The organism is Aquamicrobium sp. LC103, from assembly GCF_001014615.2.
Lineage (GTDB): Bacteria > Pseudomonadota > Alphaproteobacteria > Rhizobiales > Rhizobiaceae > LBCQ02.
Genome location: NZ_LBCQ02000001.1, coordinates 307,749 through 334,745 on the forward strand (window position 1 = coordinate 307,749; position 26,997 = coordinate 334,745).

18 protein-coding genes are annotated in these 26,997 nt (G+C 66.9%); 10 read left to right on the forward strand and 8 right to left on the reverse strand.

What is annotated here, in order from left to right; translation table 11 throughout:
- From XW59_RS01550 to cysG, 4 genes are read right to left on the reverse strand one after another with little or no spacing between them, the layout of a single operon-like run.
- The gene (locus tag XW59_RS01550) at window positions 1-753 is read right to left on the reverse strand and encodes a phosphoadenylyl-sulfate reductase (RefSeq protein ID WP_047145351.1); all 753 of its coding nucleotides are present in this window, start codon (window positions 751-753) and stop codon (window positions 1-3) included.
- Window positions 728-2,398, reverse strand: a complete 1,671-nt coding sequence (locus tag XW59_RS01555) for a nitrite/sulfite reductase (RefSeq protein ID WP_047145352.1) — start codon at window positions 2,396-2,398, stop codon at window positions 728-730. Before XW59_RS01555 ends, XW59_RS01550 begins: the two co-directional genes overlap by 26 nt.
- Window positions 2,399-2,436: 38 nt before the next feature.
- Window positions 2,437-2,745 carry a DUF2849 domain-containing protein gene (locus XW59_RS01560; protein WP_047145353.1) on the reverse strand — a complete coding sequence of 103 codons (309 nt, stop codon included), beginning with the start codon at window positions 2,743-2,745 and terminating at the stop codon, window positions 2,437-2,439.
- Between the two features lie 19 nt (window positions 2,746-2,764).
- A complete protein-coding gene (cysG, locus tag XW59_RS01565) occupies window positions 2,765-4,192 on the reverse strand; it encodes a siroheme synthase CysG (protein ID WP_136068204.1) in 1,428 nt (475 codons plus the stop codon).
- 225 nt (window positions 4,193-4,417) lie between these two features.
- Between cysG and XW59_RS01570 the strand changes: the two genes are divergently transcribed.
- Window positions 4,418-4,867: a host attachment family protein gene (locus tag XW59_RS01570; protein WP_047145354.1), complete on the forward strand. Its 450-nt coding sequence runs from the start codon at window positions 4,418-4,420 to the stop codon at window positions 4,865-4,867.
- Between the two features lie 71 nt (window positions 4,868-4,938).
- Here XW59_RS01570 and XW59_RS01575 read toward each other — a convergent pair whose 3' ends face one another.
- The 3 genes from XW59_RS01575 to XW59_RS01585 all read right to left on the reverse strand — a co-directional run bounded on the left by XW59_RS01575 (window position 4,939) and on the right by XW59_RS01585 (window position 15,757).
- Entirely contained in the window at window positions 4,939-6,711 is a 1,773-nt protein-coding gene (locus tag XW59_RS01575; protein ID WP_047145355.1) for a glucan ABC transporter ATP-binding protein/ permease, read from the reverse strand.
- 215 nt (window positions 6,712-6,926) lie between these two features.
- Window positions 6,927-15,467 carry a glucoamylase family protein gene (locus tag XW59_RS01580; protein ID WP_047145356.1) on the reverse strand — a complete coding sequence of 2,847 codons (8,541 nt, stop codon included), beginning with the start codon at window positions 15,465-15,467 and terminating at the stop codon, window positions 6,927-6,929.
- A 53-nt stretch (window positions 15,468-15,520) separates the two neighbouring features.
- Complete coding sequence (locus XW59_RS01585; RefSeq protein WP_136068172.1) at window positions 15,521-15,757, reverse strand: hypothetical protein; 237 nt, start codon at window positions 15,755-15,757, stop codon at window positions 15,521-15,523.
- On the opposite strand from XW59_RS01585, the gene XW59_RS01590 reads away from it, so the two are divergent.
- The 8 genes from XW59_RS01590 to XW59_RS01625 all read left to right on the forward strand — a co-directional run bounded on the left by XW59_RS01590 (window position 15,756) and on the right by XW59_RS01625 (window position 25,726).
- A complete protein-coding gene (locus XW59_RS01590) occupies window positions 15,756-16,994 on the forward strand; it encodes an MFS transporter (RefSeq protein ID WP_047145357.1) in 1,239 nt (412 codons plus the stop codon). The genes XW59_RS01585 and XW59_RS01590 overlap by 2 nt on opposite strands.
- Before the next feature lie 211 nt (window positions 16,995-17,205).
- Window positions 17,206-18,093, forward strand: a complete 888-nt coding sequence (locus tag XW59_RS01595; protein WP_047145358.1) for a MurR/RpiR family transcriptional regulator — start codon at window positions 17,206-17,208, stop codon at window positions 18,091-18,093.
- On the forward strand, window positions 18,090-19,445 hold the full coding sequence (locus XW59_RS01600) for an aspartate aminotransferase family protein (protein ID WP_047145359.1): 1,356 nt from the start codon (window positions 18,090-18,092) through the stop codon (window positions 19,443-19,445). Before XW59_RS01595 ends, XW59_RS01600 begins: the two co-directional genes overlap by 4 nt.
- Window positions 19,442-20,386: a 3-keto-5-aminohexanoate cleavage protein gene (locus tag XW59_RS01605; protein WP_082137563.1), complete on the forward strand. Its 945-nt coding sequence runs from the start codon at window positions 19,442-19,444 to the stop codon at window positions 20,384-20,386. Before XW59_RS01600 ends, XW59_RS01605 begins: the two co-directional genes overlap by 4 nt.
- Before the next feature lie 14 nt (window positions 20,387-20,400).
- Complete coding sequence (locus XW59_RS01610; RefSeq protein WP_281406217.1) at window positions 20,401-21,363, forward strand: TAXI family TRAP transporter solute-binding subunit; 963 nt, start codon at window positions 20,401-20,403, stop codon at window positions 21,361-21,363.
- A 90-nt stretch (window positions 21,364-21,453) separates the two neighbouring features.
- Entirely contained in the window at window positions 21,454-24,123 is a 2,670-nt protein-coding gene (locus XW59_RS01615) for a TRAP transporter permease (RefSeq protein WP_047145361.1), read from the forward strand.
- A 12-nt stretch (window positions 24,124-24,135) separates the two neighbouring features.
- Complete coding sequence (locus tag XW59_RS01620) at window positions 24,136-24,591, forward strand: universal stress protein (RefSeq protein WP_047145362.1); 456 nt, start codon at window positions 24,136-24,138, stop codon at window positions 24,589-24,591.
- 169 nt (window positions 24,592-24,760) lie between these two features.
- The gene (locus XW59_RS01625) at window positions 24,761-25,726 is read left to right on the forward strand and encodes a sugar-binding transcriptional regulator (protein WP_047145363.1); all 966 of its coding nucleotides are present in this window, start codon (window positions 24,761-24,763) and stop codon (window positions 25,724-25,726) included.
- A 34-nt stretch (window positions 25,727-25,760) separates the two neighbouring features.
- Here the strand turns inward: XW59_RS01625 and XW59_RS01630 are convergent, their stop codons facing one another.
- Complete coding sequence (locus XW59_RS01630) at window positions 25,761-25,988, reverse strand: hypothetical protein (RefSeq protein ID WP_136068174.1); 228 nt, start codon at window positions 25,986-25,988, stop codon at window positions 25,761-25,763.
- A 112-nt stretch (window positions 25,989-26,100) separates the two neighbouring features.
- Here XW59_RS01630 and gcvA point away from each other — a divergent pair, with 112 nt between their 5' ends.
- A complete protein-coding gene (gcvA, locus tag XW59_RS01635) occupies window positions 26,101-26,997 on the forward strand; it encodes a transcriptional regulator GcvA (protein ID WP_137326960.1) in 897 nt (298 codons plus the stop codon).

Here is a 26,997-nt window from a genome sequence, read left to right on the forward strand (position 1 = left end):
CTATAGGGAGGACGGGGTCAGGGATTTTTCCAGGCCCGTCAGGTGAATCCCGCATTCGGTCTTGGCCTGCCCGGCCCAGCGGCCCGCGCGCGGGTCCTCGCCGGGTTTGGTCGGCTGGGTGCAGGGAAAGCAGCCGATCGAGAAATAGCCGAAGGCGACGAGCGGGTTCTCGCGCAGCGCATGCTCGCGCATATAGGCCGCCAGATCCTCGGTCGTCCATTGCGCCAGCGGGTTGACGCGGACGCGTTCGCCCACCGCCTCGAAAACCGGCATGACCTTGCGGGTGGAGGCCTGGAAGCGCTTGCGGCCCGTGAACCATGCATGGAAGGGCGCCACCGCACGCGCCATCGGCTCGACCTTGCGGATGGCGCAGCAGGCTTCGGTGTCGGAAAGGTGCAGCCTGCCGTCGGGATCGTCGCGGTCGAGCGCCTCGGGCAGCGGCGTGACGATGCGGACGTCCACAAGCCCGAGATCGTCCACGAGCCGGTCGCGATAGTCGAGCGTCTCGCCGAAATGCTTTCCCGTGTCGAGAAACAGCACCGGCAGCTTCGGGTCGATCGCGGCGACCATGTGGAGAAGAACCGCCGAATCGGCGCCGAAGGAGGAAACCGTGGCGATGCCGCCCTCGGCGAAACGCTCCGCCGACAGCGCGATTATCTCTTGCGGCGCGAGCCTTCCGAAACGCGTCTCGAGGAAGGCGGCCTCCTCGAACGTCTCGCGTCCGGCGTCACGCGGCTTTTGCCTGGCTTCCATAAAGCGCTTCCTTGAACGGAGCAGGACCGACCCGGCGATACGCCTCCAGGAAGGTCTCGGACGGCTTATCGCGCAGGCCGAGATAGGTTTCAACGATCGTCTCGATCGCGTCCGTGATCTCCTCCGGGCCGAAGCCGCGGCCGATGATCTCGCCGATCGAGGTGTTCTCGTCGCCCGAGCCGCCGAGCGTGACCTGATAGAGCTCCGCGCCCTTCTTCTCGACGCCGAGAATGCCGATATGGCCGACATGATGATGACCGCAGGCGTTGATGCAGCCGGAAATCTTCAGCTTCAGCTCGCCGATCCGCTCCTGCCGCTCCTGCGACGCGAAGCGGCGGGAAATCTCCTGGGCGACCGAGATGGAGCGCGCATTGGCAAGCGCGCAATAGTCGAGGCCGGGGCAGGCGATGATGTCGGTGACGAGCCCGGCATTGGCGGTTTCGAGACCGATCGCGACGAGGCGGTCGTAGACCGTCTTCAGATCCGCGCGCGCGACATGCGGCAGGACGAGGTTCTGCTCGTGGGTGACGCGGATCTCGTCGAAGGCAAGCTCCTCCGCGATGTCGGCGATCGCATCCATCTGCGCGTCGCTGGCGTCGCCCGGCGCCTCGCCGATGCCCTTCAGCGAAATGGTGACGGCCGCATAGTCGGGATGGCGGTGGGTGACGACGTTGCGCCGCAGCCAGGCCTGGAAGTTGCGGTTGTCGAGCTGCTCGGCCGTGAGCGACTGGTCGCCTTCCGGGCGCGCCGTCAGGGCGGGCGGCGAGAAATACTCCTCGATCGCGCGGATGTCGGCCTCGGGCAGCTTCAGCTCGCTATCCTTGAGCGCGGCGAACTCGGCCTCGACCCAGCGGGTCAGCTCTTCCGTGCCGGTCTCGTGAACCAGGATCTTGATGCGCGCCTTGTATTTGTTGTCGCGGCGGCCGTTGAGATTGTAGACCCGCATGACCGCCGTCACATAGGACAGCATGTCGGCCTCGGGGAGGAAGTCGCGGATCTTCTTGGCGACCAGCGGCGTGCGGCCCTGCCCGCCGCCGACATAGACGGCGAAGCCCAGCTCGCCTTCCGCGTTCTTCTTCAGATGCAGCCCGATGTCGTGGACCTGGATCGCCGCGCGGTCACGCTCGGCGCCCGTCACCGCGATCTTGAACTTGCGCGGCAGGTAGGAAAACTCCGGATGGACGGAGGACCATTGCCGCAGGATCTCGGCATAGGGACGCGGATCGGCAACCTCGTCGGCGGCGGCGCCGGCGAAATGGTCCGCGGTCACGTTGCGGATGCAGTTTCCGGACGTTTGCAGGGCATGCATCTCGACGCTCGCGAGATCGTCGAGGATCGCCGGAATGTCGGAGAGCGCCGGCCAGTTGAACTGGATGTTCTGCCGCGTGGTGAAATGACCGTAGCCCTTGTCGTAGACGCGGGCGATGCGGGCGAGCATGCGCATCTGCCGCGAATTGAGCGTGCCGTAGGGGATCGCGATGCGCAGCATGTAGGCGTGAAGCTGCAGGTAGACGCCGTTCATCAGGCGCAGCGGCTTGAACTGGTCCTCGGTGATCTCGCCGGCGAGCCGGCGCTCGACCTGATCGCGGAACTCCGCGACGCGCGCCTTCACGAAACCGTGGTCGAATTCGTCATAGCGGTACATGCTTCACTTTTCCCTGACGATGCGCGCCGCGCGGAGTGTCACGCCGCGGCGGCCACCTGCGGACGGGCCTGCTTGCCCAGATCGGTTCTGTTGGTGGGGCCGGCGGCGCGAATGCGCTCGCGCAGGCGGACGGGGCGCACGACGCCATCGACCAGCTCGACGTCGATCAGGTCGACATCGACAACCTCGTTCTTGAGATAGGCGGCGCGGCCGGCACGCTGCAGCTTCTCCTCGATGCCGACATCGCGGGCAATCTCGGCCGCATCGATCGTTTCGGCCCAGGAATGGTCCGAGGCGAGCCACACGGCTTCGCCGTCGGCAAGGCGATTTGCAGTCAGCACTTTCATCGCATGCTTCCTTTCACGTTCACGCCGCCGCCTCGGCGCCGATGCGCGCGGCCAGCGGTTCGGATCTTTCGAAATTGGCTCCGGCGACCGCATCGCCGATGATCGTCATCACCGGACCGTCAAGATCGGCGCGGTCCTGCAGCGACGGCAGGTCGGCGAGCGTGCCGTGGAACAGCCGCCGCCGGCCGAGGCTGGCGTTCTCGACCACCGCGACGGCGGTGTCCGGCGAGAGCCCGGCCGCGGCCAGCCTCGCCGCCACTTCCGCGGCGGTCGAGCGGCCCATATAGACGGCGACAGTGGCGCCATCGATGGCAAGCTTCGCCCAGTCCGGCAGGGCGGCCCCCTTCAGATCGTGGCCGGTCGTGAAGACCAGGGAGGATGCGACGCCACGAAGGGTGAGCGGAAGCTCGAAATCGGCGGCGGCGGCAAAGGCGGCGGTGACGCCGGGCACGACCTCGTAGGAAATGCCGGCATCGCGCAACGCCTGCATCTCCTCGCCGGCGCGGCCGAACACCAGCGGATCGCCTGACTTCAGCCGCACGATGCGCCTGCCCGCGCGTCCGAGCGCGACCAGCAATTCGTTGATCTCGGCTTGCGTCTTGGAGTGGCAGCCCTTGCGCTTGCCGGCGGCGATGCGCTCCGCGTCGCGCCGGCCGAGCGATATGACCGCTTCCGGCACCAGCGCGTCATGCACGATCACATCGGCTTCCATCAGCAGGCGATGGGCGCGCAGCGTCAGGAGATCCTCCGCGCCCGGCCCGGCGCCGACCAGCGCGACATGGCCGGCGGCCCGGCCGCCATCGCGCAGGAGCGCGGCGGCGGCGCGGCGCGCATCCTCGCGATCGCCGGCTTCGACGGCACGCGCGGGCGCGCCGGTGAAGAATTCCTTCCAGAAGCCGCGGCGCGCGGCACCTTTCGGCAGCAGGCGCTCGGCGGCGGCGCGGTACTGGTTCGCGAGGCTCGCGAGAATGCCGAGCGACGGGCTCAGCATCTGATCGATGCGCGCGCGGATCATCTGCGCCAGCACCGGGCCGGCGCCTTCGGTGCCGATCGCCACCGCCACCGGCGCCCGGTTGACGAGCGCGGGCGTGAAGAAATCGCAAAGTTCCGGCCGGTCGACCGCGTTGACGGGTATGTCGAGACGACGCGCATCGCGCACCACCGCCCGGTCGGCCTCCTCCTCGCCGGTCGCCGCGAAGACCAGCGCCGCGCCTTCGATGTGGCGCGGCTCGTAGGAGGCCTCGACGATCGCGACGCCGTTGGCCGGAGCCCAGGCGACGAGCTCGCGCTCCGGGCGCGCGGCGACCACGGAGATCGCCGCCGCCGACTGGGCGAGGAGCCGCGCCTTGGCAAGCGCCTCGTCGCCGCCGCCGACGATGACGACGCGACGCCCCTCGACCCGCATGAAGACGGGGAAGGCGGTCAGTTTCGGCGTCACTGATGACAATTCCGGCAGCGTCGTTGGCATGGAGCGCATACTGGCTGCAAGCCCGGCGAACATGAAGGAATGGGCTCGCGCGGCGGATTTGCCGGCGCAATCGCTTTTCTGCGGACGCCTGGCTTGACGGAAATATTTTCTCCGCCGGCCCCGACCTGTGCGCGCGCGCCGGAACGCGGCGCTCGCGCCTTCGTTATGCGTACTCACCGAAGAACGAGGCGAAAGGAGCGCTAAATGTCCGGCATCAGGCTAAAACACGACATGTGGGTGGTGGTCGCCGACGGCGAGAAGGCTCTCTTCCTGCGCAACGAGGGCGACGCCACCTACCCCAACCTCGAGGTGTTCCGCGAGGTGCGCGAACCAAATCCATCGACGCACGAGCAGGGCACCGACCGGCCCGGCCGCTTCAACGACGGGCCGAGCATGCACAAGAGCGCGGTGCAGGAAACGGACTGGCACCGGGTCGAAAAGGAGCGCTTCGCCAAGGAGATCGCCGGTCGTCTCTACAAGATGGCGCACCGGGGAGACTTCCAGCAACTGGTGCTGGTGGCGCCGCCGCTCGTGCTCGGCGAGCTGCGCAAGGAGCTTCACAAGGAGGTCGGGGGGAAGATCGTCGGCGAGATCCCGAAGACGCTCACCAACCATCCGGTCGACGACATCGAAAAGATCCTGCAGGAGGATTGACCGACCGGGCAGCGCTCAAGAAAAAAGGCCGCGCTCGGTGCGCGGCCTTTTCGATGCGGTGGCGGCGAAGGTCAGGCGGCTTCGACCGCCGCGATATGGGCACGACGACGAACCTCGTCGTCGTTGAGCAGCCCGCCGGCGCGCAAGAGACCGGCGAAGCGGCCGTTGCGCAGCGAGAGCTCGTCGAACCCGCCCATCTCGACGATGCGGCCATTGTCCATGAAGACGACCATGTCGGCATCGCGCACGGTGGTGAGGCGGTGGGCGATGACGAAGGTCGTGCGATCCTGGCGCAGATGGTCGATCGCCTGCTTGACCTGCTCCTCGGTCTCCACGTCGAGCGCGCTGGTCGCCTCGTCGAGGACGAGGATGGGCGCGTTCTTGAGGATGGCGCGCGCAATCGCGACACGCTGGCGCTCGCCGCCGGAAAGCTGCCCGCCACGCTCGCCGACCAGCGTGTCGTAGCCCTCGCTCTTGGCGAGGATGAAGTCCTGGGCGGCAGCCGCGCGGGCGGCTTCGTGCACGTCCTCGTAGCCGGCGCCGTCGCGCCCGACGCGGATGTTCTCCTCGATCGAGCGGTTGAGCAGGCCCGCATCCTGGAACACAGTCGCCATGTGGCTGCGAACCGAGTGGCGGGTGACGCTCCTCGTATCGACGCCGTCGATGAGGATGCGGCCGGAATCGGGATCGAAGACGCGCTGGAGAAGATTGATCAGCGTCGTCTTGCCGGCGCCCGTCGGGCCGACGATCGCCACGGTCTTGCCGGCCGGCACGTCGAAGGACACGTCCTGCACGCCGTGATGCGAGCCGGGGAAGCGGAAGCTCACATTCTCGAAGCGCACGTGACCGGTCACATGCCCGAGCTCGATCGCGTCTTCCGGCTCGTTGCGGATGTCGATCGCATCCTCCATCCGGAAGAATTCCTCGAGCTTGGCGCGAGCCTCGAAGACCTGGTTGACGAAACCGGTGATCTGGTCGAGGCGGCTGATGAGCAGCGTGGCGAAGCCGGTGAAGGCGATGACGTCGCCGATGCGCAATTCGCCGCGGCTGACCAGCACCGAGCCGATGATCAGCACGATCAGCATGGCGATCGTGGAGGAAAGCTTGTTCAGCGCGCTCGCCAGCGCCCACCAGTCCAGCACCGGATACTGCGCGGAGATGAGCCTTTCGGTGAGACGCTTCAGCGCCTGGGTCTCGTGAGCGACGCGGTTGTAGCTCTGCAACACGGAGACGTTGCCGACCGCGTCGCTGACATGGGCGAAGACCTGGTGGTAGTGGCCCTCGACGGCCGCCTGACCTTCCTTGGTCTTGCGCATCACGAAGCGGTTGATGGCGACGTAGAGCGAGCCGAGGCACAGGAGCACCATCGACATGCGCACGTCGAGCGACAGGGCGGTCGGAACCAGAAGCACCAGCGCGACGGCCGTCGCCAGATGCTGGCGCATGAATTCCAGCCACAGTCCGAACATCGCCTCGACGGCGCGCAGCAGCGTGTGCAGCGAGTTCGACGTGCCGCGCTGATGGTGCCAGGCCAGCGGCATGGAGATGACGTTGTTGAAGGATTCGACGAGCACGTCGGTGCGGCGGCGATGTGCCAGCCGATCCGCGTTGCGCGCGATGAGGACGAAGGCCACGATGTTGAAAATCCCCAAGCCCGCCCAAAGGGCAAGCGTGTGGAAGATCTCTCCACCATCCGAGATGGTGTCGATGACGCGACCGAGGAGTATCGGCTCCACTATCGTGATCAGTGCCAGAATGACGTTGGCGGTGCAGATGAATGCGACCTTACGCTTTTCGGCAGCGAGATATCGGAGCGTTCTCCAGTAAATTTCCAACAGAGACAAGGGGGCGTATCCCGTTTACGGTTGTGCGCCGCACAACGTGGCGACGCTATGATGGACAATGATCACAGACAATGAGAATCGTGAGGCGGCGTTCCCTGAAACTGGACAAGAACGGCGACTCTCCGTAATGTTCCGTGATCATGTAACAGACTGAAATATTTAGAAAAATGCCGGTAGCGCGGCGGCAATCGCGGGCCGCGCCACCGGCCTTTTCGCTAGGCCGGCGCCCTCGCGGCCACCTGGTCGCCATCGCCTTGCGACAAGGCGAAGGAGCCGCCTTTCGCCGCTCGTCCGTTCACGAAGACCGAAGGCTCGGAATCGGCCTTGTTCCTCTTCACCTCGATCCTGTATTCGGCATCGTCCACGCGCAGCACGGCGGAGAAGCCGCCCCAGTCGTCGGGCATCGCCGGGCGCACATGCATCGTCTCGCCCTGCCGCTTCAGGCCGAGAATCCCCTCGACCGCCGCGCGGTAGAGCCAGCCGGCCGAGCCCGTGTACCAGGTCCAGCCGCCGCGGCCCGCCTTGTCGCCCTCCGAATAGACATCGGCGGCCACGACATAGGGCTCCACGCGGTAGGTGTCGGCGGCGGCGGGCTCGAGCGCGTGGTTGACCGGGTTGAGCATCGAGAAGAGCTTGTGGGCGTCGTTCGCCCTGCCGATTTCGGCCAGCGCTATCACCAGCCAGGTGGCGGCATGGGTGTATTGGCCGCCATTCTCGCGCACGCCGGGCGGGTAGCCCTTGATGTAGCCGGGTTCCTTCTCGGTCCTGAGGAAGGGCGGGGTGAACAGCCTGGCGATGCCCAGCTTGTCGTCGACCAGAAGATCGGTGGCCGACCGCATCGCGATGCCGGAACGCTCCTCGTCACCTTCTCCCGAGAGCACGCTCCAGGATTGGGCGATGGAATCGATGCGGCATTCGCCGGACTCCTTCGAGCCCAGCGGCGTGCCGTCGTCGTAGGTGCCGCGGCGATACCAGTCGCCGTCCCAGGCCGAACGCTCCAGCGCCTTCTTCAGCGCCGTCGCGTGCTTCGACCAGCGCTCCTGGCGCTGCTTGTCCTTGCGGAGGCGGGCGAACTTGTCGAAGTCGCCCAGCGCCTTCAGGAGGAACCAGCCGAGCCAGACGCTCTCGCCGCGGCCCTTCTCGCCGACGCGGTTCATGCCGTCGTTCCAGTCGCCGCCGAGAATCAGCGGCAGCCCGCCCTTGCTGGTGCGCTTGACCGCGAGATCGAGCGCGCGGGCGCAATGCTCGTAGAGGTCGGCCGCCTCGCGCGACTTCTCCGGCGTGAAGAAGGCGTCGTGCTCGTCTTGCTTCAGCGCGGGGCCCTCGATGAAGGGCAATTGCTCGTCGAGAATGGCGCCATCGCCGGTCACGTCGACATAGTGATGCACCGCATAGGCGAGCCAGACGACGTCGTCGGAGATCATCGTGCGCACGCCGGCGCCCGTCCTCGGAAGCCACCAGTGCTGGACGTCGCCCTCGGGGAACTGCCGGCCGGCCGCGTTCAGGATCTGGCCGCGGGCGAGCGACGGATCGTGCAGGAGCAGCGCCAGCGTGTCCTGAAGCTGGTCGCGGAAGCCATAGGCGCCGCTGGCCTGGTAGAAGGCGGAACGCGCCTGGATGCGGCAGGCGAGGCTCTGATAGGGCAGCCAGTTGTTGACCATCGCGTCGAGCGCCTTGTCGGGCGTCTCGACCTGCAAGGTGTCGAGGAAGCCGCGCCAGGTCTCCTCGTTGTCGGCCAGGCGCTTCTCGAAATCGACGGTGCGATGGCGATGCACGAGTTCGACCGCATCCTCCTGCGACCCGGCGTCGCCGAGAAGCCAGACGATGCTCCGTTCGGTGCCCGGCGCGATGTCGATGTCCCTGGCGATCGCGGCGCAGGGGTCCCCGCCCGCCTCGACCGAGCCGGAAAGCGCGCTTCCCGAAAGCACCGCCTCGGGGAACTCGACCGAGCCCTCGACGCCGATGAACTCGCCGCGGTCGCAGGTGACCGATCCGCCCGGCATGTCGCCGGCGAGGAAGGCGACGCGGTCGCCATAGTCGAGACTGAAGCGATTGCGCGCGGTGACCACGCCGCCCGCCGCGTCATAGGCCGGCACCGTGTAGGGCGCGGTGCGCGCGCGGTTGTTGCCGAGCAGCCATTCGGCATAGGCGTAGACACGCAGTCGCAGTTTTGCGCCGCCCTCGTTGCGGATGGTGAGGCGCGAGACCTTCACCGGATCGCGCGGGTCGACGAGCTGGGTCAGCTCGGTCGAAACCGTGCCGCGACGCGAGGTGAAGACGCTGACGCCCTGGCCGTGCCGCGCCTCGTAGACCGCGTTCGGATCACGCACCACCGCCGCGATCGGCGCGAAGGCGGAATTGCTGTCGCGATCGAATATGTAGAACGCCTCGCCCGGACGGTTCGTCACCGGGTCGTTCGTCCACGGCGTGAGCTGGAAGTCGCGGCTGTTGCGGCTCCAGGTGAAGGATGCGCCCTCGGCCGAGGTGTGGAAGCCGAAATCCTCGTTGGAGATGACGTTGATCCACGGATGCGGCGTCACCTTGTCGCCGTCGAGACGGATCACATAGTCGCGTCCGCTCTCGTCGAAGCCGCCATAGCCGTTCCAGAAGGCAAGCTCCCCGTCCGCCGCCGGGCGGGCCGGTGCGATGCTCCTGGTGGCCGAGGCCGGAAAGCTGACGACGTTGTTCTCGGCCGCCGGCAGTTCGGACAGCGAAAGCGTGCGCGCCTGCAGCTCACTCGCCTCGGCGCGCTCGATCTGGTCGGCGATCGGCCCGTTGCGGGTATGCAGGACCACGCGCGCGGCGGCGAGCAGCGTGCGATAGGTATCCTCGTCCATCAGATCGCGGCGCACCGCGAAGATGTGCTGGCGCGGCCCGAGTTCCTTGCCGCGCAGACGGCTGTTCTCGCACATCGACTCGATCGCCTGTTGCAGATCCTGGACATAGGACGCGGCCTGCTCGTTGACGATGACGAGGTCGGCCAGAAGGCCCCGCGCGCGCAGGTATTCCTGCATGCGCAGCGCCGAGGCGACGATCTCGATATCCGCGACATTGCCGATGCGCAGCGCGAAGATCGGGAAATCGCCCGAAATGCTCGTCGGCCACAGAGCCGACTGGCGCCCGAGCCCGCTGGCGATCGCTTCCGAGGGCGAACGCAACGCCGAGCTCGGATAGATGAGATAGCGGGCGAGCTTCTGCACGATGGCGGCTTCCGCGAGCGTCAGGCCGACATGGCGCGTCTGCACCTGCGAGCGCGTCCAGGCGAGCATCGACTGACGCTGGAAACTTTCGGAATGGCTGAGCCGCTCGACCGACTGCTCGACCTCCTCGGTGCTGGGCCCGACGATGGTCCAGAAGGTCAGCGACACCTTCTTCGACGCGGGCACCCTGACGCGGCAGCGCAGGGAGAAGACCGGATCCATGACGAAACCGTCATTGCCGCCGAGCCTGGCGCCGGGCTCGAAGGCCGCGGCGTTGGCGATCGAACGTCCGCGACCGATGAAAGAGTAGCGGTCGGTCTCGGCCTCTGTCTCGCGGGCAACGCCCGCTCCGGAGGCGACGAAATGCGCCAGCGCGATGTCCGGCTCGTTCTCCGCGCGCTTGCGGCGGCGGGCGAGGATGAGACCGCCCTTCTCGACGATCTCGGTCTCGACGAACATCTTGGAGAATGCCGGATGGGCGGAATCCGCCGCCTCCGGCGCAAGCACGATCTCGCCGAAGGAGGTGACCTCCAGATATCTGTCGGCCATGCCGTCATTGATCAGCGTGATGCGGCGCGCCTCGCCGTCGCCTTCCGAGGCGACGATGCACTCCACCTCGGAGCGCAGCGTGCCCACCGACTTGACGAAGGTGGCCTTGTCGTCGCTGAAGAAGGCGCGCGAGACCTCGCCCTCGGCCCGCTTGGGCTCGGCGGTCGCCGACCACCATTCGCCGCTTTCGGTATCGGCGACGAAGAGGAATGTACCGTTGCGGTCCTCGGTCGGATCCGCCTGCCAGCGGGTGACGGCGAGCTCGTTGAAGCGGCTGTAGCCCGCGCCGGTGGCGCTGACCATGACCGAATAGTGCCCGTTCGACATCAGATTGGTCGTCGGCAGCGACTTCAGCGGGTCGATGACGACGCGCAGGTCCGGGCTTTCCTGGACCTCCTGACGGCTGACGCGGTCCTCCGTCTCGACACGGATCGTGGTCAGCGGAATGTCGCGCGGCGCCTTCTCCTGCAGGAGCAGCTCGGCGGCCTCCACCACGGGATCGGAGTGGAAGCGGTCACGCATACGCCCGTCGAACACAGCGTTGCCGACGGCGGCGATCGTCATGCCCTGATGGTGGGCATAGTAATTGCGCACCACCGCATGCTCCGCGTTCTCCGGCACGCGCTCGGGCGTGAAGTCGATCGCGTCGTAATAGCCGTAGCGGCCGAGCCCGCCGATGTCGCGCATCCGCTCCATGTTCTCGACCGCCTCGCGCGGCTTGAACTGGGAGGCGAGCACGGTCGCGTAGGGCGCGATCACGGTGTTCTGCGCCAGGCCGCGCTTGAGGCCGAGGCCGGGCACGCCGAAATTGGTGTACTGATAGGTCATCTCGCGGTCGCGCGCATTGTAGGCGGCTTCCGAGATGCCCCACGGTATTCCCTTCGAGCGTCCGTAGCCGATCTGCTTCCTGATGACGAGGTTGCTGGTCTGGTTGAGGATGCCGCCCTGCGGCTCCTTCATGACCAGCGGCGGCATCAGATATTCGAACATCGAGCCCGACCACGAAACGAGCGCGCCGCGGAAACCGATTTCGGTGAGCGGGCGGCCGAGCTTGAACCAGTGCTCGGTCGGGAGATCACCCTTGGCGATGGCGAAGAGGCTGGTGAGCCGCGCTTCCGAGGCGAGCAGGTCGTAGCAGGCCTCGTCGAGCTGATGCTCCTCGACCCGGTAGCCGATCGACAGCAATTTGCGGTCGGCGCGCAGCAGGAAGGAGAAATCCATCTCGAAAGCGAAGCGGCGGGTGCGTTCCGTCAGTTTCTCGAGTCGCCGGCGCAGGAGGCCCGCGCCCTTGTCGTCGGTATGGGCGTCGCTGACATGCGCCTCGCAGGTCGCCTCGAGCTTGGCGGCCCACAGCGAAAGCTGCTCGCTGGCGGCGGAGCCGGTTTCGGCATGGAGCGCGCTGGCGAGCTTGCGGATCTCGCCGGAAAGCACGGCGAGATTGATCGTGCGGAACGCCGCCGTCTCGGGCTCCCTGGTGATCGCGTCGACGGCGCGGCGCATGCCCTCGATCCGTTCCTTGAGGCGCTGGCGCAGCGGGCGAAGCTGGCGCCGGTCGTCGGCGAGATCCTCGAGCGTTTCCCCGATGATCGTGTTGACGTCGAGGATGCCGGTGAAGTCGCCCTGGAGATGGGCGGCGGGCGCCTGGCTCCAGTCGCGGCAGGCGGCCGAAACCGCGATCAGGTGGCCGGCGAGATTGCCGCTGTCGACGCTCGACACGTAGAGCGGATAGAGCGGGTTCAGCGTCTTCGTGTCGTACCAGTTGAAGAGATGGCCGTTGAAGCGCTTCATCTTCTCCATCGTGGTCATCGTCTTTTCGAGGCGCTCGACGGCGTTGGCGAGGCTGAGCCAGCCGAAATCGCGCGCCGAAACGATCGACAGGAGATAGACGCCGATATTGGTCGGCGAGGTGCGATGCGCCACGATGGGAGCCGGAACCTCCTGGAAATTGTCGGGCGGCAGCATGTTCTGCTCGGCCGTCACGAAGGTCTCGAAATAGAGCCAGGTGCGGCGCGCCGCGACGCGCAGCTTGGCGGCGTCCTCGGGCTCGACCTCCAGCCTGTCCTCGGTCTTGGCCGAGCGGCTGACGAGCCAGGCGAATGCCGGCGAGCCGATCCAGAAGAGCGAGAAGAAGAAGGCGATGACCACGCCGGTCGAGCCCGCCGCCATCGGAACGGCGAGCCCGATGCCGGCGATGACGACCGAGCCGCTCATCATGCGGTAGTAGCTCGCGATGTCGTCGGCGCTGTTCTTGTTCGCCTGCGAGGCGGTGCGCCATTCCAGGAGGTGGCGGCGGCTGACGAACATGCGGTAGAGCGTGCGCCCGATCGCATCGGCCATCGACCACGCATTGTCGGCGATCAGCACGACCCGGAAGGCGACCTGCGCCGTGGCGAAGGCGACGTCGCGCATCAGCGAGTTCACATGGCCGCCGATCGCCGCGTTGTTGACGCGCGGCATGATCCTGTCGATCAGGTCGAAGGTCGGGGCGATGAACAGGCTGAGGATGAGCAGTGCCTGCCATTGCGCCGCCTGGGTGAAGGGCAGGAGCGTCCAGCCGGCGATCGAGGCCGCCACCCAGAAGATCGGCGTCAGCGAGCGGCGCAGATTGTCCACCATCTTCCAGCGCGAGAGGCCGGGCACGCCGGAATTGGCGCCGAAGATGAAGGGCAGGAGCTGCCAGTCGCCCCGCGCCCAGCGGTGATGCCGCGAGGCGTCGACCGCGTATCTGGTCGGATAGTCCTCGACCACCTCGACGTCGGTCACCAGCGCGCAGCGCGCCAGCGCGCCTTCCAGAAGGTCGTGGCTGAGCACGGCGTTCTCGGGAAGGCGCTCCTTCAGCGCCGCCTCGACCGCGTCGATATGGTAGAGGCCCTTGCCGGTGAACGAGCCCTCGCCGAAAATGTCCTGATAGACGTCCGAGACGGCGAAGACGTAGGGGTCGAGGCCGCGATTGGACGAGAACACGCGCTGGAAGAACGAGGCCTCGTCGCCGGTGGTCAGCGAGGCGGTCACGCGCGGCTGCAGGATGCCGTAGCCGGCGGTGATGCGCCGCCCGGCGGCGTCGATCGCGGGCCGGTTCAGCGGATGCGCCAGCTTGCCGACGAGCCGGGTGACGGCGTCGCGCGTGGTGCGCGTGTCGGCGTCGAGCGTCATGACGTGGACGACGTTCTCCGGCAGCGGGCTGTCGGGCGCCATGAAGGTGGTGTCGAGATCGCCGCGCAGCAGCAGGTTGAGCTCGTGCAGCTTGCCGCGCTTGCGCTCCCAGCCCATCCACCGGCCTTCGGTCTCGTTGTAGAGCCGGCGCCGGTGCAGCAGGTGGAACCGCGGCGTGCCCTCGCGCGGATAGCGCGCATTGAGCTCGGCCACCGACTTGCGGGCGAAGTCGAGCACTTCCATGTCGGCGTTGGAGCGCTCCTCGCGGCTGTCGGGCCAGTCGGAAAGAACGGCGAAGGACAGCTCGCCGGTCATGTTGGCGAGGTAATGGACCTCGAGATTGTGAACGGCCTCCTCGACGTCGTCGCGCGAGCCGATCAGGGTCGGCACCACGACCAGCGTGCGCTGGTCGGCCGGCACGCCGTCCTTGTATTCGTATCCGACGAGGCGCGTCGCGTTCACGAGCAGCAGCGCGAGCGTGTTGACCGCGCTGACGGCGGCCTCGGTGGCCGGCAGGGAGAAGAGGATGAGCAGGCAGGCGATCGCGCCCGTCGACAGGCCGATGCCCTCGAGCGCAAAGGCGGCAACCATCAGGAACAGGACGGTAAGGACGGCGACCGGCAGCGCCATGCCGAGCCAGCCCGCGCTCCTGTAGAAGCGCCGGCACCTCTGGCGCAGCGGCGCCTTGTAGGCGATCGAGCGCTCGAACTCCTCGCGCCGCGGGCCGACGAGGAAGAAGCCGATGTCGACGGGAGCGCCCTCGGCCTCGCCCGCCTCGCGGGCCATGGCGATGGCGCGCTGCGTCGTCTCCGCCTCGGTAAGGCCGGACCTGCGGGCGAGCTTCTCGATCTCGTTGCGATAGAGATTGCGCGAGGAGAAATCGAGCAGCGCGTAGTCGGTGTGCTCCTTGAGCTGACTGTCGATGGTGCTGACGCCCTCGAACCACAGCGTCCAGTCGACGTCGTTGACGAGGCGCAGGCCGCGTATGATGTTGCCGGTCGTGACGTTGCCGCTGGAGAGCGTCGCGTGCTCCGCGATGGTCACTTCCTCGGCGTCGGTGCCGGCCTTCTCGAGCTCGTATTCCAGCCACAGGAGCGCGCGCCCGGCATTCTGCGAGCCGTCGCGCAGGCGGTAGAGCAACTGGGTCGCGAAGGTGGGCTCGCGCGCGAGATCGACATAGGATTTCAGGACGTCGACGCCGTCGCCGTCGGTGCCCGCCGCCAGTACCTCGTCGGCGACCTGATTGGCGACCGCGCGCAGCTCGTGCGCGCGGCGGACGCGGAGCGCGAGACGTCGCAAATTCTCCACCAGGACGAAGCGCAGCACCGAGGGCAGCGCCCACAATTCGCCGATGCGCAGCGGCTCGGCGACCTGGAAGCCCTGGACGATCGCCGCGAAGGTCTCCGCCGAGACCGCGCTGTCGCAATGGGCCACATAGAGCCAGGCGAGCGCCAGCACGCGCGGCACGCGGCCGCCGTCGGGCAGATCCAGCGTCGGCAGCTCGCGGTAGAAGCGGCGCGGCAGGTCGCGCTTGATCTGAAGGATCGCGTCCTCGACGACATAATTGTTGTCGAGCAGCCAGTTCGCGGCCGGCGTTATCGGTTCGCCGCGCGCCTGGGCCGCGTTGGTCGACCGGTAGACCGCCAGGATCTTCTCGGCGTTCTCCTTGATCCTGTCGTCGAGGTCGAAAGCCTTCAGCCCCTTGAGGAGCTCGCTCTCGCCGCGCGCCAGCCGCTCGCCCAGCCTTCTCAGGCCTTCGCTGTCGGCAAAGGTCGCGCGAATGGGAACTTCCGAAATCGTCGGAACGGACAAGGTTTTGTGTTGCAGCCTCGAAGGGTCGCTCTGAATGTTCATGTTAAGAAATCGCCCATGTAAACGCCTGCGCGGAGCGCATTGGCGTCAGGGCATTAAACCGTTTCAGCGGCAAAAGGTTGCGCTTGGCCTCTCCTAAAGGAAACAAATTTTGTTGCATTGCGAAATGGATCGGCGAGCTTTGCCGCGCAAATACTTTGCGCCGCTACTTCCGCGCGGCGCGATGATCTGGCTTGGTCGTTAGGCTTTCGTGGCGCTGCCTTGAAGAAGGCAAAGCGTTGATGGTGGCCCGCAAGCAAAAGGCGGATCAGCCGCCGGATCGGGAACGCCATGGACGCCACGCCGCGCACCACGAAGAGCAACGACATCGACGGCCGCTATGCCTGGACGCGGCTTCTCGTGTCGGTGCTGCTGGGAACGATCGGCAGCGTCGGCATGTGGACGGTGGTGGTCGTGCTCCCCGAGGTCCAGGCGGAATTCGGCGTCGACCGGGGCGGAGCCTCCCTGCCCTACACGATGACGATGGTGGGCTTCGCCGCCGGCAACGTGCTGTTCGGCCGCTTCGTCGACCGCTCGGGCATATTCCTGCCGATGCTCGTCGCGGCCGCCGCGCTCGCCGTCGGTTTCGTGCTCGCGGCGACCGTCTCCTCGATCTGGCTCTTCGCGCTGCTGCAGGTGGTGATCGGCTTCGGCGCGGCGGCCGGCTTCGGTCCGCTGATCGCCGACCTGTCGCACTGGTTCGTCCGCCGGCGCGGCGTCGCGGTGGCGGCCGCGGCCAGCGGCAATTATTTCGCCGGCGCCATCTGGCCGCTGGTCATGCAGTTCACCCTGCCGATGGGAGGCTGGCGCTGGACCTATGTCGGCATCGGCCTCTTCTGCATCGTCACCATGATTCCGCTGGCGACGTTTCTGCGCAGGCGGGCGCCGCACCACGCCGCCGCCGAAAGCGGCGCGACGGCCGGCGCGCGGGCACCGGCGCTGTCGATCGATCTTTCGCCGCGCGCCCTGCAGATGCTGCTGGCGGTCGCCGGGCTCGGATGCTGCGTGGCGATGTCGATGCCGCAGGTGCACATCGTCGCCTATTGCGTCGATCTCGGCTTCGGCGTGGCGCGCGGCACGGAGATGCTTTCCCTGATGCTCGTCGGCGGCATCATTAGCCGGCTCGCCTCCGGCTTCCTCGCCGACCATATCGGCGGGGTGAAGACGCTGCTTCTGGGCTCGGTGCTGCAATGCCTGGCGCTCTTCGCCTACATACCGTTCGACGGGCTCGCCTCGCTCTATGTCGTCTCGCTCGTCTTCGGACTGTCGCAAGGCGGCATCGTGCCGAGCTACGCGATCATCGTGCGCGAATACCTGCCCGCCCACGAGGCCGGGCAGCGCGTCGGCCTCGTCATCATGGCGACGATCGCCGGCATGGCGCTGGGCGGCTGGCTGTCGGGCTGGATCTACGATCTCACCGGCTCCTACAGCGCCGCCTTCATCAACGGCATCGCCTGGAACGTCCTCAACATCGCGATCATGCTGCTCATCCTCTGGCGCACCCGAAGCAGCAGGCTCGCACCCGCCTAAAGCGCGACGCGATCCCTCAGATTCGCTGACCGCCCTTCAGGTCTTTGTTTTACGCATGTCTTTATCCCGAAACCGGACGCCACTTTCGGGAGACATGCTTTAGCCCCAGGCGGACGAATTCGCGAGGCGCCTTCCACACGGCTGCGATTTCCATTGACACATTTGTTTCGGTATATCTTAATTCCGTTACAACTGTTTCAGCGGGGTGGCTGTGTCGATACAGGAGACCTGGGCGCGCATCGAAAGCCGCTATGCGGACTTCTCGCCGCAATTGCAGCGCGCCGCCCGGTTCGTGCGCGAGCACCCGCAGGAAGTGGCGCTGAATTCGCTGCGCGCGGTTTCGCGGGAGGCTGGCGTCTCGCCCACCTCGATGACGCGCCTGCTCCATGCGCTCGACTATGAAAGCTACGACCTCTTCCAGAGCGCCCACCGCTCCTGGCTGACGCACGAGCGAACGGGCGCCTTTTCCGGTCGGGCCGACAAGCTGATCAGCGGGGCCAAGGCGCCCGGGGCCGAGGACGCGCTGCTGGACGCGATGGCCGAGGCGGAACGCGCCAACATCGCCGCCGGGCTCGCGCCGGAGCGCCGCGAGGCGCTGAAGCAGGCGGCCAGCCTCGTGCTCGCGGCACCGAGCGTGACGATCGCCGGCATAAGGAGCTGCTTTCCCGTCGCCTTCGGCCTGCGCTACGCGCTGTCTTTGTTCATGTCCGACGTGCGCCTGATGATGGGCGCCGGTGCCGCCCTCATGGACGATCTGCACCATCTCGGCGAAGGCGACGTGCTCGTCGCGATAACCGTCACGCCGTGCAGCCGCGAAACCGTCGAGGCCGCGCGCTTCGCGCGCTCGCAAAAGGCCAGGGTGGTGGCGATCACCGACGGCAACCTGACGCCGCTGGCAAGGCTCGCCGACGTGACGCTGGTCGCCAACAACGACAGTCCGGCCCATATCGCCTCGCCGATCGGCCCCAACGCCGTCGCCCAGGCGCTGGCGATGCTGGTGCTGGCGCGCGCCGGCGAAAGCGCGCTGGAAGCAATGAAAGGCCGCGAAGCGAGGCTGGCGGCAGCCTCCGCCTATGTCACGGACGAGGATACGCAATGAGTTCGCCCGAAACGAGAATATTGCACCGCGAACCGAAGCGCGGCCTGCCGACGGCGGTGGCGGGCGACGGCCCCTATGTCGTCGACAGCACCGGCAAGCGCTATCTGGACGCCTCCGGCGGCGCGGCGGTCTCGTGCCTCGGCCACAGCGACCGAAGGGTGATCGAGGCGATCAAGGACCAGCTCGACCGCATCCCCTATGCCCATTCCGGCTTCTTCACCAACGAGCCCTCGGAAGCGCTGGCCGCGCATCTGGTCGAGCGCGCGCCGGAAGGGCTGAGCCATGTCTACTTCGTCTCGGGCGGGTCCGAGGCGAACGAGACGGCGATGAAGCTCGCCCGGCAATATTTCCACGAGCGCGGCGAGAGCGGACGGCGGCATTTCATCGCCCGCCGGCAGAGCTATCACGGCAACACGATCGCCACGCTCTCGGTGGGCGGCAATGCCGGCCGGCGCGCGGTGTACGAACCCATCCTGCTGCCGGCGAGCCACATCGCGCCGTGCTACGCGTATCGTCACCGCGAGGAGGGCGAGACCGAGGAAGCCTACGGCCTGCGCGCCGCCAACGAGCTGGAGGCGGAGATCCTGCGCCTCGGCCCCGACACGGTGATCGCCTTCATCGCCGAGACGGTCGTCGGCGCGACCGCCGGCGCGGTGCCGCCCGCACCCGGCTATTTCAGGCGCGTCCGCGAGATCTGCGACCGCTACGGCGTGCTGCTCATCCTCGACGAGGTGATGTCGGGAATGGGCCGCACCGGCACGCTCCATGCCTGCGAGCAGGACGACATCGCTCCAGACCTGCTGACCTGCGCCAAGGGGCTCGGCGCCGGCTACCAGCCGATCGGCGCGTGCCTGATGTCGCGCGACATACACGACACGATCGTCGGCGGGTCCGGCGCCTTCCAGCACGGTTTCACCTATATCGGGCACGCCTCCGCCTGCGCCGGCGCGCTGGCCGTGCAGAAGGTGATCGAGGAGGACGGGCTCCTGGAAAACTGCCGCCGCATGGGCGACCTTCTCCGGACCCGCCTGGACGCGGCGTTCGGCCAGCATCCGCATGTCGGCGACATCAGGGGGCGCGGGCTCTTCATCGGCGTCGAGCTGGTCGAGGACCGGGCGACGAAGCAGCCGTTCGATACTGGGCTGAAGCTCCATGCCAGGGTCAAGGCCGCGGCGATGGAGAACGGGCTGATGGTTTATCCAGCAGGCGGCACGGCGGACGGGAAATCCGGCGACCACGTGCTGATCGCGCCACCCTTCATCATCGACGAGAGCCATGTCGAGCTCATCGTGGAACGGCTCGGCAAGTCGCTTGCCGACGCCCTGCCCTCCGAAATGACCTCCGCCCGATGAGCGGCCTTCCCTTCGCCATAGCGGTCGCCCCCAACGGCGCGCGCCGGACGAGGAAGGACCATCCGCGCCTGCCGATGACGGCGGCGGAGATCGCGCGCGACGCGGCCGAGGCGCGGGAAGCGGGCGCGGCGATGATCCATCTCCACGTGCGCGATAGCGAAGGGCGGCACACGCTCGACGTCGGCCTTTATCGCGAGGCGGTGAAGGCGGTGCACGGGGCCGTCGGCGGCGATCTCGTCGTCCAGATCACCACCGAGGCGGTTGGGATATACCGGCCGGAGGAGCAGATCGCGGTGGTCGATGCCTTGCGGCCGGAATCCGTCAGCGTCGCGCTGCGTGAAATCCTGCCGCCGGAGAGCGACGAGCACGAGGCGGCTTCCTTCTTCGCGCGGATGGAGGAGAGCGGGATACTCCATCAGATCATCGTCTACGAGCCCGGCGAGCTCGCGCGCATCGACGAATTGGCGCGGCGCGGCGTGCTGCCGGACGGTCCGCTGGCGGTGCTCGCGGTGCTCGGACGCTACACGGAGGAAGGCGCGACCGACGCGGAATTCGACGCCTTCATGGCCGCGGGCATCGAGCGCCACCAATGGATGCTGTGCGCCTTCGGGCCGCGCGAGACGGAGTTCATGAAGCGGGCGGCGGCGGGCGGCGGACATGCCCGCGTCGGCTTCGAGAACAATCTGTGGCTGCCCGACGGCGATCTCGCGCCGAGCAACGCATCGCTTGTGGAAGCGGCCGCCTGCGACATCGATATGTCGCACCGCAGGGTTGCAACCGCCGACGATTTGCGCAGGCTGTGGCGAAAGCCCGCCTCGGCATCGACAAGAGCTTCGGCCGCCGCAGAGCAGCCGGGTAGACCGGACCTCAGGCACGGATTGTCCGGTCAGACTTCAACCAGCCCGCAGGGGAACGTGCAAAACAAGGAGACGCGATCATGAAACCAAACAGGCTTATGGGCCTAGGCCTAGTCACGGCAATGTGCGGCGCGCTCGCAGCCGGTTCGGCATCGGCGCAGGAGCAGCGCTTCGTTTCGGTGGGAACCGGCGGCGTGACCGGTGTTTACTACCCGGTGGGCGGCGCGATCTGCCGCCTGATGAACCAGACGCGTCGCGACCACGGCATCCGCTGCTCGGTGGAATCGACCGGCGGTTCGGTATTCAACGTCAACGCGATCAAGGCCGGCGACCTCGAATTCGGCGTCGTCCAGTCGGACGTCCAGTACAACGCCGTCAATGGCGAGGCGGGCTTTGCCGAAGGCGGAGCGCACGAGAAGCTGCGCTCGGTGTTCTCGCTGCATGCCGAGCCGCTGACGGTGGTGGCGCGCGCCGACGCGAATGTCGCCGATTTCGACGGCCTCAAGGGCAAGCGGGTCAATATCGGCAATCCCGGCTCCGGCCAGCGCGCGCTGATGGACCAGCTCATCGCCGAGAAGGGCTGGGCGAATTCCGACTTCGCGCTTGCCGCGGAACTCGCACCGGCCGAGCAGAGCTCGGCGCTCTGCGACAACAATATCGACGCCTTCGCCTATACGGTCGGCCATCCGGCCGGCGCGATCCAGGAAGCCACGACCACCTGCGACGGCGTCATCGTGCCGGTCGAGGGCGAGGTCGTCGACAAGCTGGTCGAGGATAACCCCTACTACTTCAAGGCGGTGATTCCCGGCGGCATGTATCGCGGCAACGAGAACGACGTGAACACCTTCGGCGTCGGCGCGACCGTCGTCACTTCCGCCGACGTGCCGGACGAGGTGGTCGAGGCGTTCGTCAACGCCGTGTTCAACGATTTCGACGCCTTCAAGGCGCTGCACCCGGCGCTCGCCAACCTGACGCCCGAGGACATGGTGGGCCAGGGCAATTCCGCGCCGATGCATCCGGGCGCCGAGAAGTACTATCGCGAAAAGGGCTGGCTCGAATAGAGCCGGGCTTGGGGGGCGAGGCGCCCGCTTCGGCGGGCGCCTCCGTCTTTTCAATAACAACAAGAATGCCTGTCAGAAGGGGATGAATGCATGGCGCAGGAGTTGCGAAACCAATCGGGCGACACGGCCGGCCTGAGCAACGAGGAGCTTCAGGACCTCGTCGCCGCCACCGACACCGGCGCCCGCAATCCGATCGGCTGGGCGGCCCTCGTCATCGCCGGCGGCGCGCTCTGCTGGTCGCTCTTCCAGCTCTACATCGCCTCGCCGCTGCCGTTCCGGCTTTCCACGCTGACGGGCCTGCCGCTCGTCCTGAACGACACGCAGATCCGCTCGATCCACCTCGCCTTCGGGCTCTTCCTGGCGTTCCTCGCCTATCCCGCCTTTTCGCGCAGCCCGCGCGACCGCATCCCGCTCCTCGACTGGGCGCTGGCGATCGCAGCCGCTTTCTGCGCTCTCTATATATTCATCTATTACCGCGATCTCGCCCGCCGGCCAGGCCTGCCGATCACGCAGGACCTCGTCGTCGCCGGCGCCGGCATGCTGCTGCTGCTCGAGGCGACGCGGCGCGCGCTCGGCCCGCCGCTCGCCATCGTCGCCATCATCTTCATGGCCTATGTGTTCTTCGGCTCGTCGCCGCTGGTGCCGGACATACTGAGATGGGGCGGCGCGTCCTTCGCCCGCGCCATGGACCAGATGTGGCTTTCGACCGGCGGCGTGTTCGGCGTCGCGATCGGCGTCTCGGCCTCCTTCGTCTTCCTGTTCGTGCTGTTCGGATCGATGCTCGACAAGGCGGGCGCCGGCAATTTCTTCATCAAGCTCGCCTTCGCGCTGCTCGGCCATCTGCGCGGCGGGCCGGCCAAGGCCTCGGTGCTGTCGTCGCTGATGACCGGCATGATCTCCGGCTCGTCGATCGCCAACGTGGTGACGACCGGCACCTTCACCATCCCGCTGATGCGGCGCGTCGGCTACAGCGCCGAGAAGGCGGGCGCCGTCGAGGTGGCGAGCTCGGTCAACGGCCAGATCATGCCGCCGGTGATGGGCGCGGCCGCCTTCCTGATGGTCGAATATGTGGGCATCCCCTATTCGCAGGTCGTGCAGCACGCCGTGCTGCCGGCCATCATCACCTATATCTCGCTGCTCTACATCGTCCATCTCGAAGCCGCGAAGAAGGACATGCCGGTGCTGGTGCGCCGCGCCACCGGTCCGATGTTCATGTCGCTGGTGCGCTCGCTCATCGTGTTCCTGTCCTTCGTGCTGGTGATGATCGGCGTCTACTGGCTGATCAAGCTCATCCGCATGATGGTGCCGGGGCTGTCGACGGAAATCCTCATCTTCCTGCTGCTGGGCGCCTACGTCGCCTCGCTGTGGTTCGCCGCCAAGGTGCCCGAGCTGGAACTCGACGACCCGGCCGCGCCGCTGGTGGAGTTGCCGAATGCCGGCGACGTGCTGAAGACCGGCCTGCATTTCCTGCTGCCGCTCTTCCTGCTCGTCTGGATGCTGCTCGTCGAGCACCGCTCGCCCGGCCTCTCGGCCTTCTATGCCGTGCTGCTGCTGATCATCATCATGCTCACCCAGAAGCCGCTGAAGGCACTGTTCCGCAAGGTTCAGACGCCGGAGATCAAGGCCGCGGCCGCCGAAGGCTGGAGCGACCTGATCGAGGGCATGATCCTCGGCGCCCGCAACATGATCGGCATCGCCTGCGCCACCGCCGCCGCCGGCATCGTCGTCGGGACGGTGACGCTCACCGGCGTCGGCCAGGTCATGGCGGAATTCGTGGAGCTGCTTTCGGGCGGCAACATCTTCCTGATCCTGATCTTCACCGCCGTCATCAGCCTGATCCTCGGCATGGGCCTGCCGACGACGGCGAACTACATCGTCGTCTCGTCGCTGATGGCGCCGGTCATCGTCGACCTGGGCGCCGCCAACGGCTATCTGATCCCGCTGATCGCGGCGCATCTCTTCGTCTTCTATTTCGGCCTGATGGCGGACGTCACGCCGCCGGTCGGCCTCGCCTCCTTCGCCGCCTCGGCGATCTCGCGGGCCGATCCGATCAGGACCGGCGTGCAGGCGTTCTTCTACGAGATGCGGACCGCGCTGCTGCCCTTCATCTTCGTCTTCAACCAGGAACTCCTGCTGATGGACGTGACGGTGGCGGGCGCCATATTCGTCTTCCTCAAATCGACGCTGGCGATGCTGCTCTTCGCGGCGGCGACGCAAGGCTTCTTCATGGCGAGGTCGCGCATGTGGGAATCGGCCCTGCTGCTGCTGGTCACGGTGATGCTGCTGCAGCCGGGCTTCTTCCTGAACCGCGTGCAGTCGCCCTACGACCAGGTCGCGCCGACCGAGCTTCTGGAAGTGGTCGCCGACCAGCCGGAAAACGCCGAGATACGCCTGAACATCCAGGGCCCGAGCTTCGAGAACCCGGAGGTCACGCTGGAACGGACGATGGCGTTCGACCTCGGCCCGGTCGGCGAGCCCGGCGAGGCCCGGTTCGAGCGCGCCACCGGCATGACCGCGCTGATCGAGGGGGACGCGGTGGTGCTGGAGGAGCCGATCGACCTCAACAGTCTCGCCGGACGCATGCTGGAGAGCATGGATTTCTACGGCGACCAGCCCGTGCGCATAACGGCGGTTGAGGTGACGGCGGACCGCATGCCGGCCGAGATATTCTACATCCCGGCGCTGCTGCTGCTCGGGCTGGTGGCCTTCTCACAGCGCCGGCGCGGCGGTACGCTGGCCGGCAATCCCAAGGCAGCCTAGGAGGAGCCAACCATGTATCGGGACATCCTCGTTTCGGTCGATCTCGGCGATGCCGACGGCGAGGCGCGCACGATCGCCGTCGCCGTCGACCACGCCAGGGCGTTCGGCGCCCGGCTCCACGTCATGACCGTGGTGCCGGATTACGGCATGTCGATCGTCGGCAGCTTCTTTCCCAAGGAGCACGAGCACGAGGCGATCGAGCACGCCAACCGGGCGCTGCACGAATTCACCGCGCAGCACGTGCCGGCCGAGATCAAGCACAGGCACATCGTCGGGCACGGCTCGATCTATCGCGAGATCCTGCACTATGCCGATGTGGTCGGCGCCGACCTGGTGGTGATCTCGGCCAGCCGCGACGAGCCGGAGGACTATCTCATCGGCCCCAACGCCGCCCGCGTCGTCCGCCACGCCAAGACCTCGGTGCTGGTGGTGCGGAACAAGCTTCAGCGCGAAGAATCGGAAGTTTAACGGCGCTCCCCCCGATCCGAACACGGTTTTTCGCCCACTGATTGGGCAAATGCTCGATTTTCCAGGTTGACCGAAACGCGCTGCCGGTCCAATTTCGGGCGGTGACGGAGATTGCCACTCGGGCGGTTCTCGGCACGAGCCCAGGGCGGCACGGGAGGATCGTAGCAGAATGAGCGGCATGCGCGACGGCAATCTGGCCAGGCTGGACGACGCGGCGCGCGCCGGCTGGCTCTACTATGTCGCCGGCAACACCCAGGACCAGATCGCCGTCAAGCTCGGCGTGTCGCGACAGTCCGCCCAGCGGCTGGTCTCGCTCGCCGTTTCGGAAGGCCTGGTCAAGGTCCGCATCGACCATCCGATCGCGAAATGCCTCGAACTGGGAGCGCGGCTGCGCGACAAGTTCGCGCTCGACCTCGCGGAGGTGGTGCCCAGCGATCCCTCCTCCAGTTCCACGACGATCGGCATCGCGGAAGCGGCCGCCGCGGAAATCGAGAAGCGGCTCGAATCGAGCGAGCCGATCGTGCTGGCGATCGGAACGGGACGTACGCTGAAGGCGGCGATCGAGAAGCTTCCGGCGATGGAATGCCCGCATCACAAGGTCGTCTCGCTTACCGGCAACATAGCGCCCGACGGCTCGGCCGCCTTCTACAACGTCATCTTCACCATGGCCGACAAGGTCAAGTCGCGCAGCTTTCCGATGCCGCTGCCGGTCATCGCCTCCTCGAGAGGCGAACGGGAACTGCTGCACGGACAGGAGATGATCCGCTCGACGCTGGCGCTGGCGGCCAAGGCCGACGTCACCTTCGTCGGCATCGGCGACCTCGGCGTCGACGCGCCGCTCTACATAGACGGCTTCATTTCGGAGGCGGATCTCAAGGCCCTGCAGAAGGCGGGCGCCGTCGGCGAGATCGTCGGCTGGGCCTATGACCGCGACGGCAGGCTGATCGACGGCATCACCAACGACCGGGTGGCGAGCGCGCCGATCCCTTCGCGCGAGCAATCCGTGGTCATCGGCATCGCCATGGGCGAGCGCAAGACGCCGGGCATCCTCGCCGCCATCAAGCGCAGGCTGGTCAACGGCCTGATCACCGACGAGCGGACCGCGGAGACGCTGCTGGCCGAAAGCAGGGCGTAGCTTCCGGCCTTTCGGCCAATCGCGGACCGGAACCTCACAGGGAACGCCCGGCAAGCTCGATGATGCGCGGACTCGCGTCCTCACGCTCGATCTCGAACGCCAGCAGCTTGTTCTCGTGAAGGCCCATATCGCGCTTGAGATAGTCCGGCATCGACCGAAGGTCGAGCCTGGGGGCGCGGCGTTTCCATGCAAAGCGGCTTCTCAGCCAGGTCAGCAAGGACCGGGAGGATCGGCCGCGCGGGAGTGTGTGCGCAACGGACATGGTTGCCACCTCTTCGATTACTCGGGTTGATGCGATGGAGTTCAATCTGGGCCGGAAATGCGCTAATTTCCAATCGAACGTCGATCGGTATGCATAAGGACAATTTATCCATATGGCCGCACAGCTACCGCCGCTTCAGGCAACCAGGGTGTTCGAGGCCGCGGCCCGTCACGGAAGCTTCACCAAGGCCGCGGAGGAATTGGGCATGACCCAGGCGGCCGTGAGCTACCAGATCAAGGTCCTGGAGGACCGGATCGGCACGCCGCTTTTCCTGCGCCGCCCGCGCCAGGTGACGCTGACCGAAGCGGGGCAGAGGCTGGCGCCGGCGATCACCGAGGCCTTCGAACTGATCGGAGCGGCCTGGGCGTCCGCGCGCAGCGGCGCGCAGGGAATGCTCTCGATCTCCACGGTGCAGACATTCGCGTCGAACTGGCTCGCCCAGCGCATCGGTTCGTTCCAGATGGCGCATCCCGGGCTTGCGGTGCGGTTCGACACCTCGCCGCGCTTCGTCGATTTCGCGCGGGAAGAGGTCGACCTCGCGATCCGCGCCGGCAACGGCGATTGGCCGGGCCTCGCCACCCATCTCCTCCTACGCACCGAGTTCACGCCGATGCTGAGCCCGAAACTCGCCGCCAGCATCGGCGGGTTGAAGGAGCCGACCGATCTCCTGCGCCTGCCGATCATCGACCCCGACGATCCCTGGTGGACGCAATGGCTCACCGAGGCGGGCGCATCCGCCGAAGGGCTCAAGGGACGCGTCAGAAGCCGCATGGGCTCGCAAGCGGTCGAAGGCGGGGCGGCGATAGCCGGCCAGGGCGTCGCCATGCTGACGCCGGCCTTCTTCGCGTCTGAGCTTGCCGACGGACGCCTCGTCCAACCCTTCGAGCTCTTGTGCAGCGACGGCCACGCCTATTGGCTCGTCTACCCCGAGGCGCGCCGCAACGCTCCGAAGATCAGCGCCTTTCGGAGCTGGATACTCGCCGAGTTCGCGGCTTCCGCGGAGGAGTAG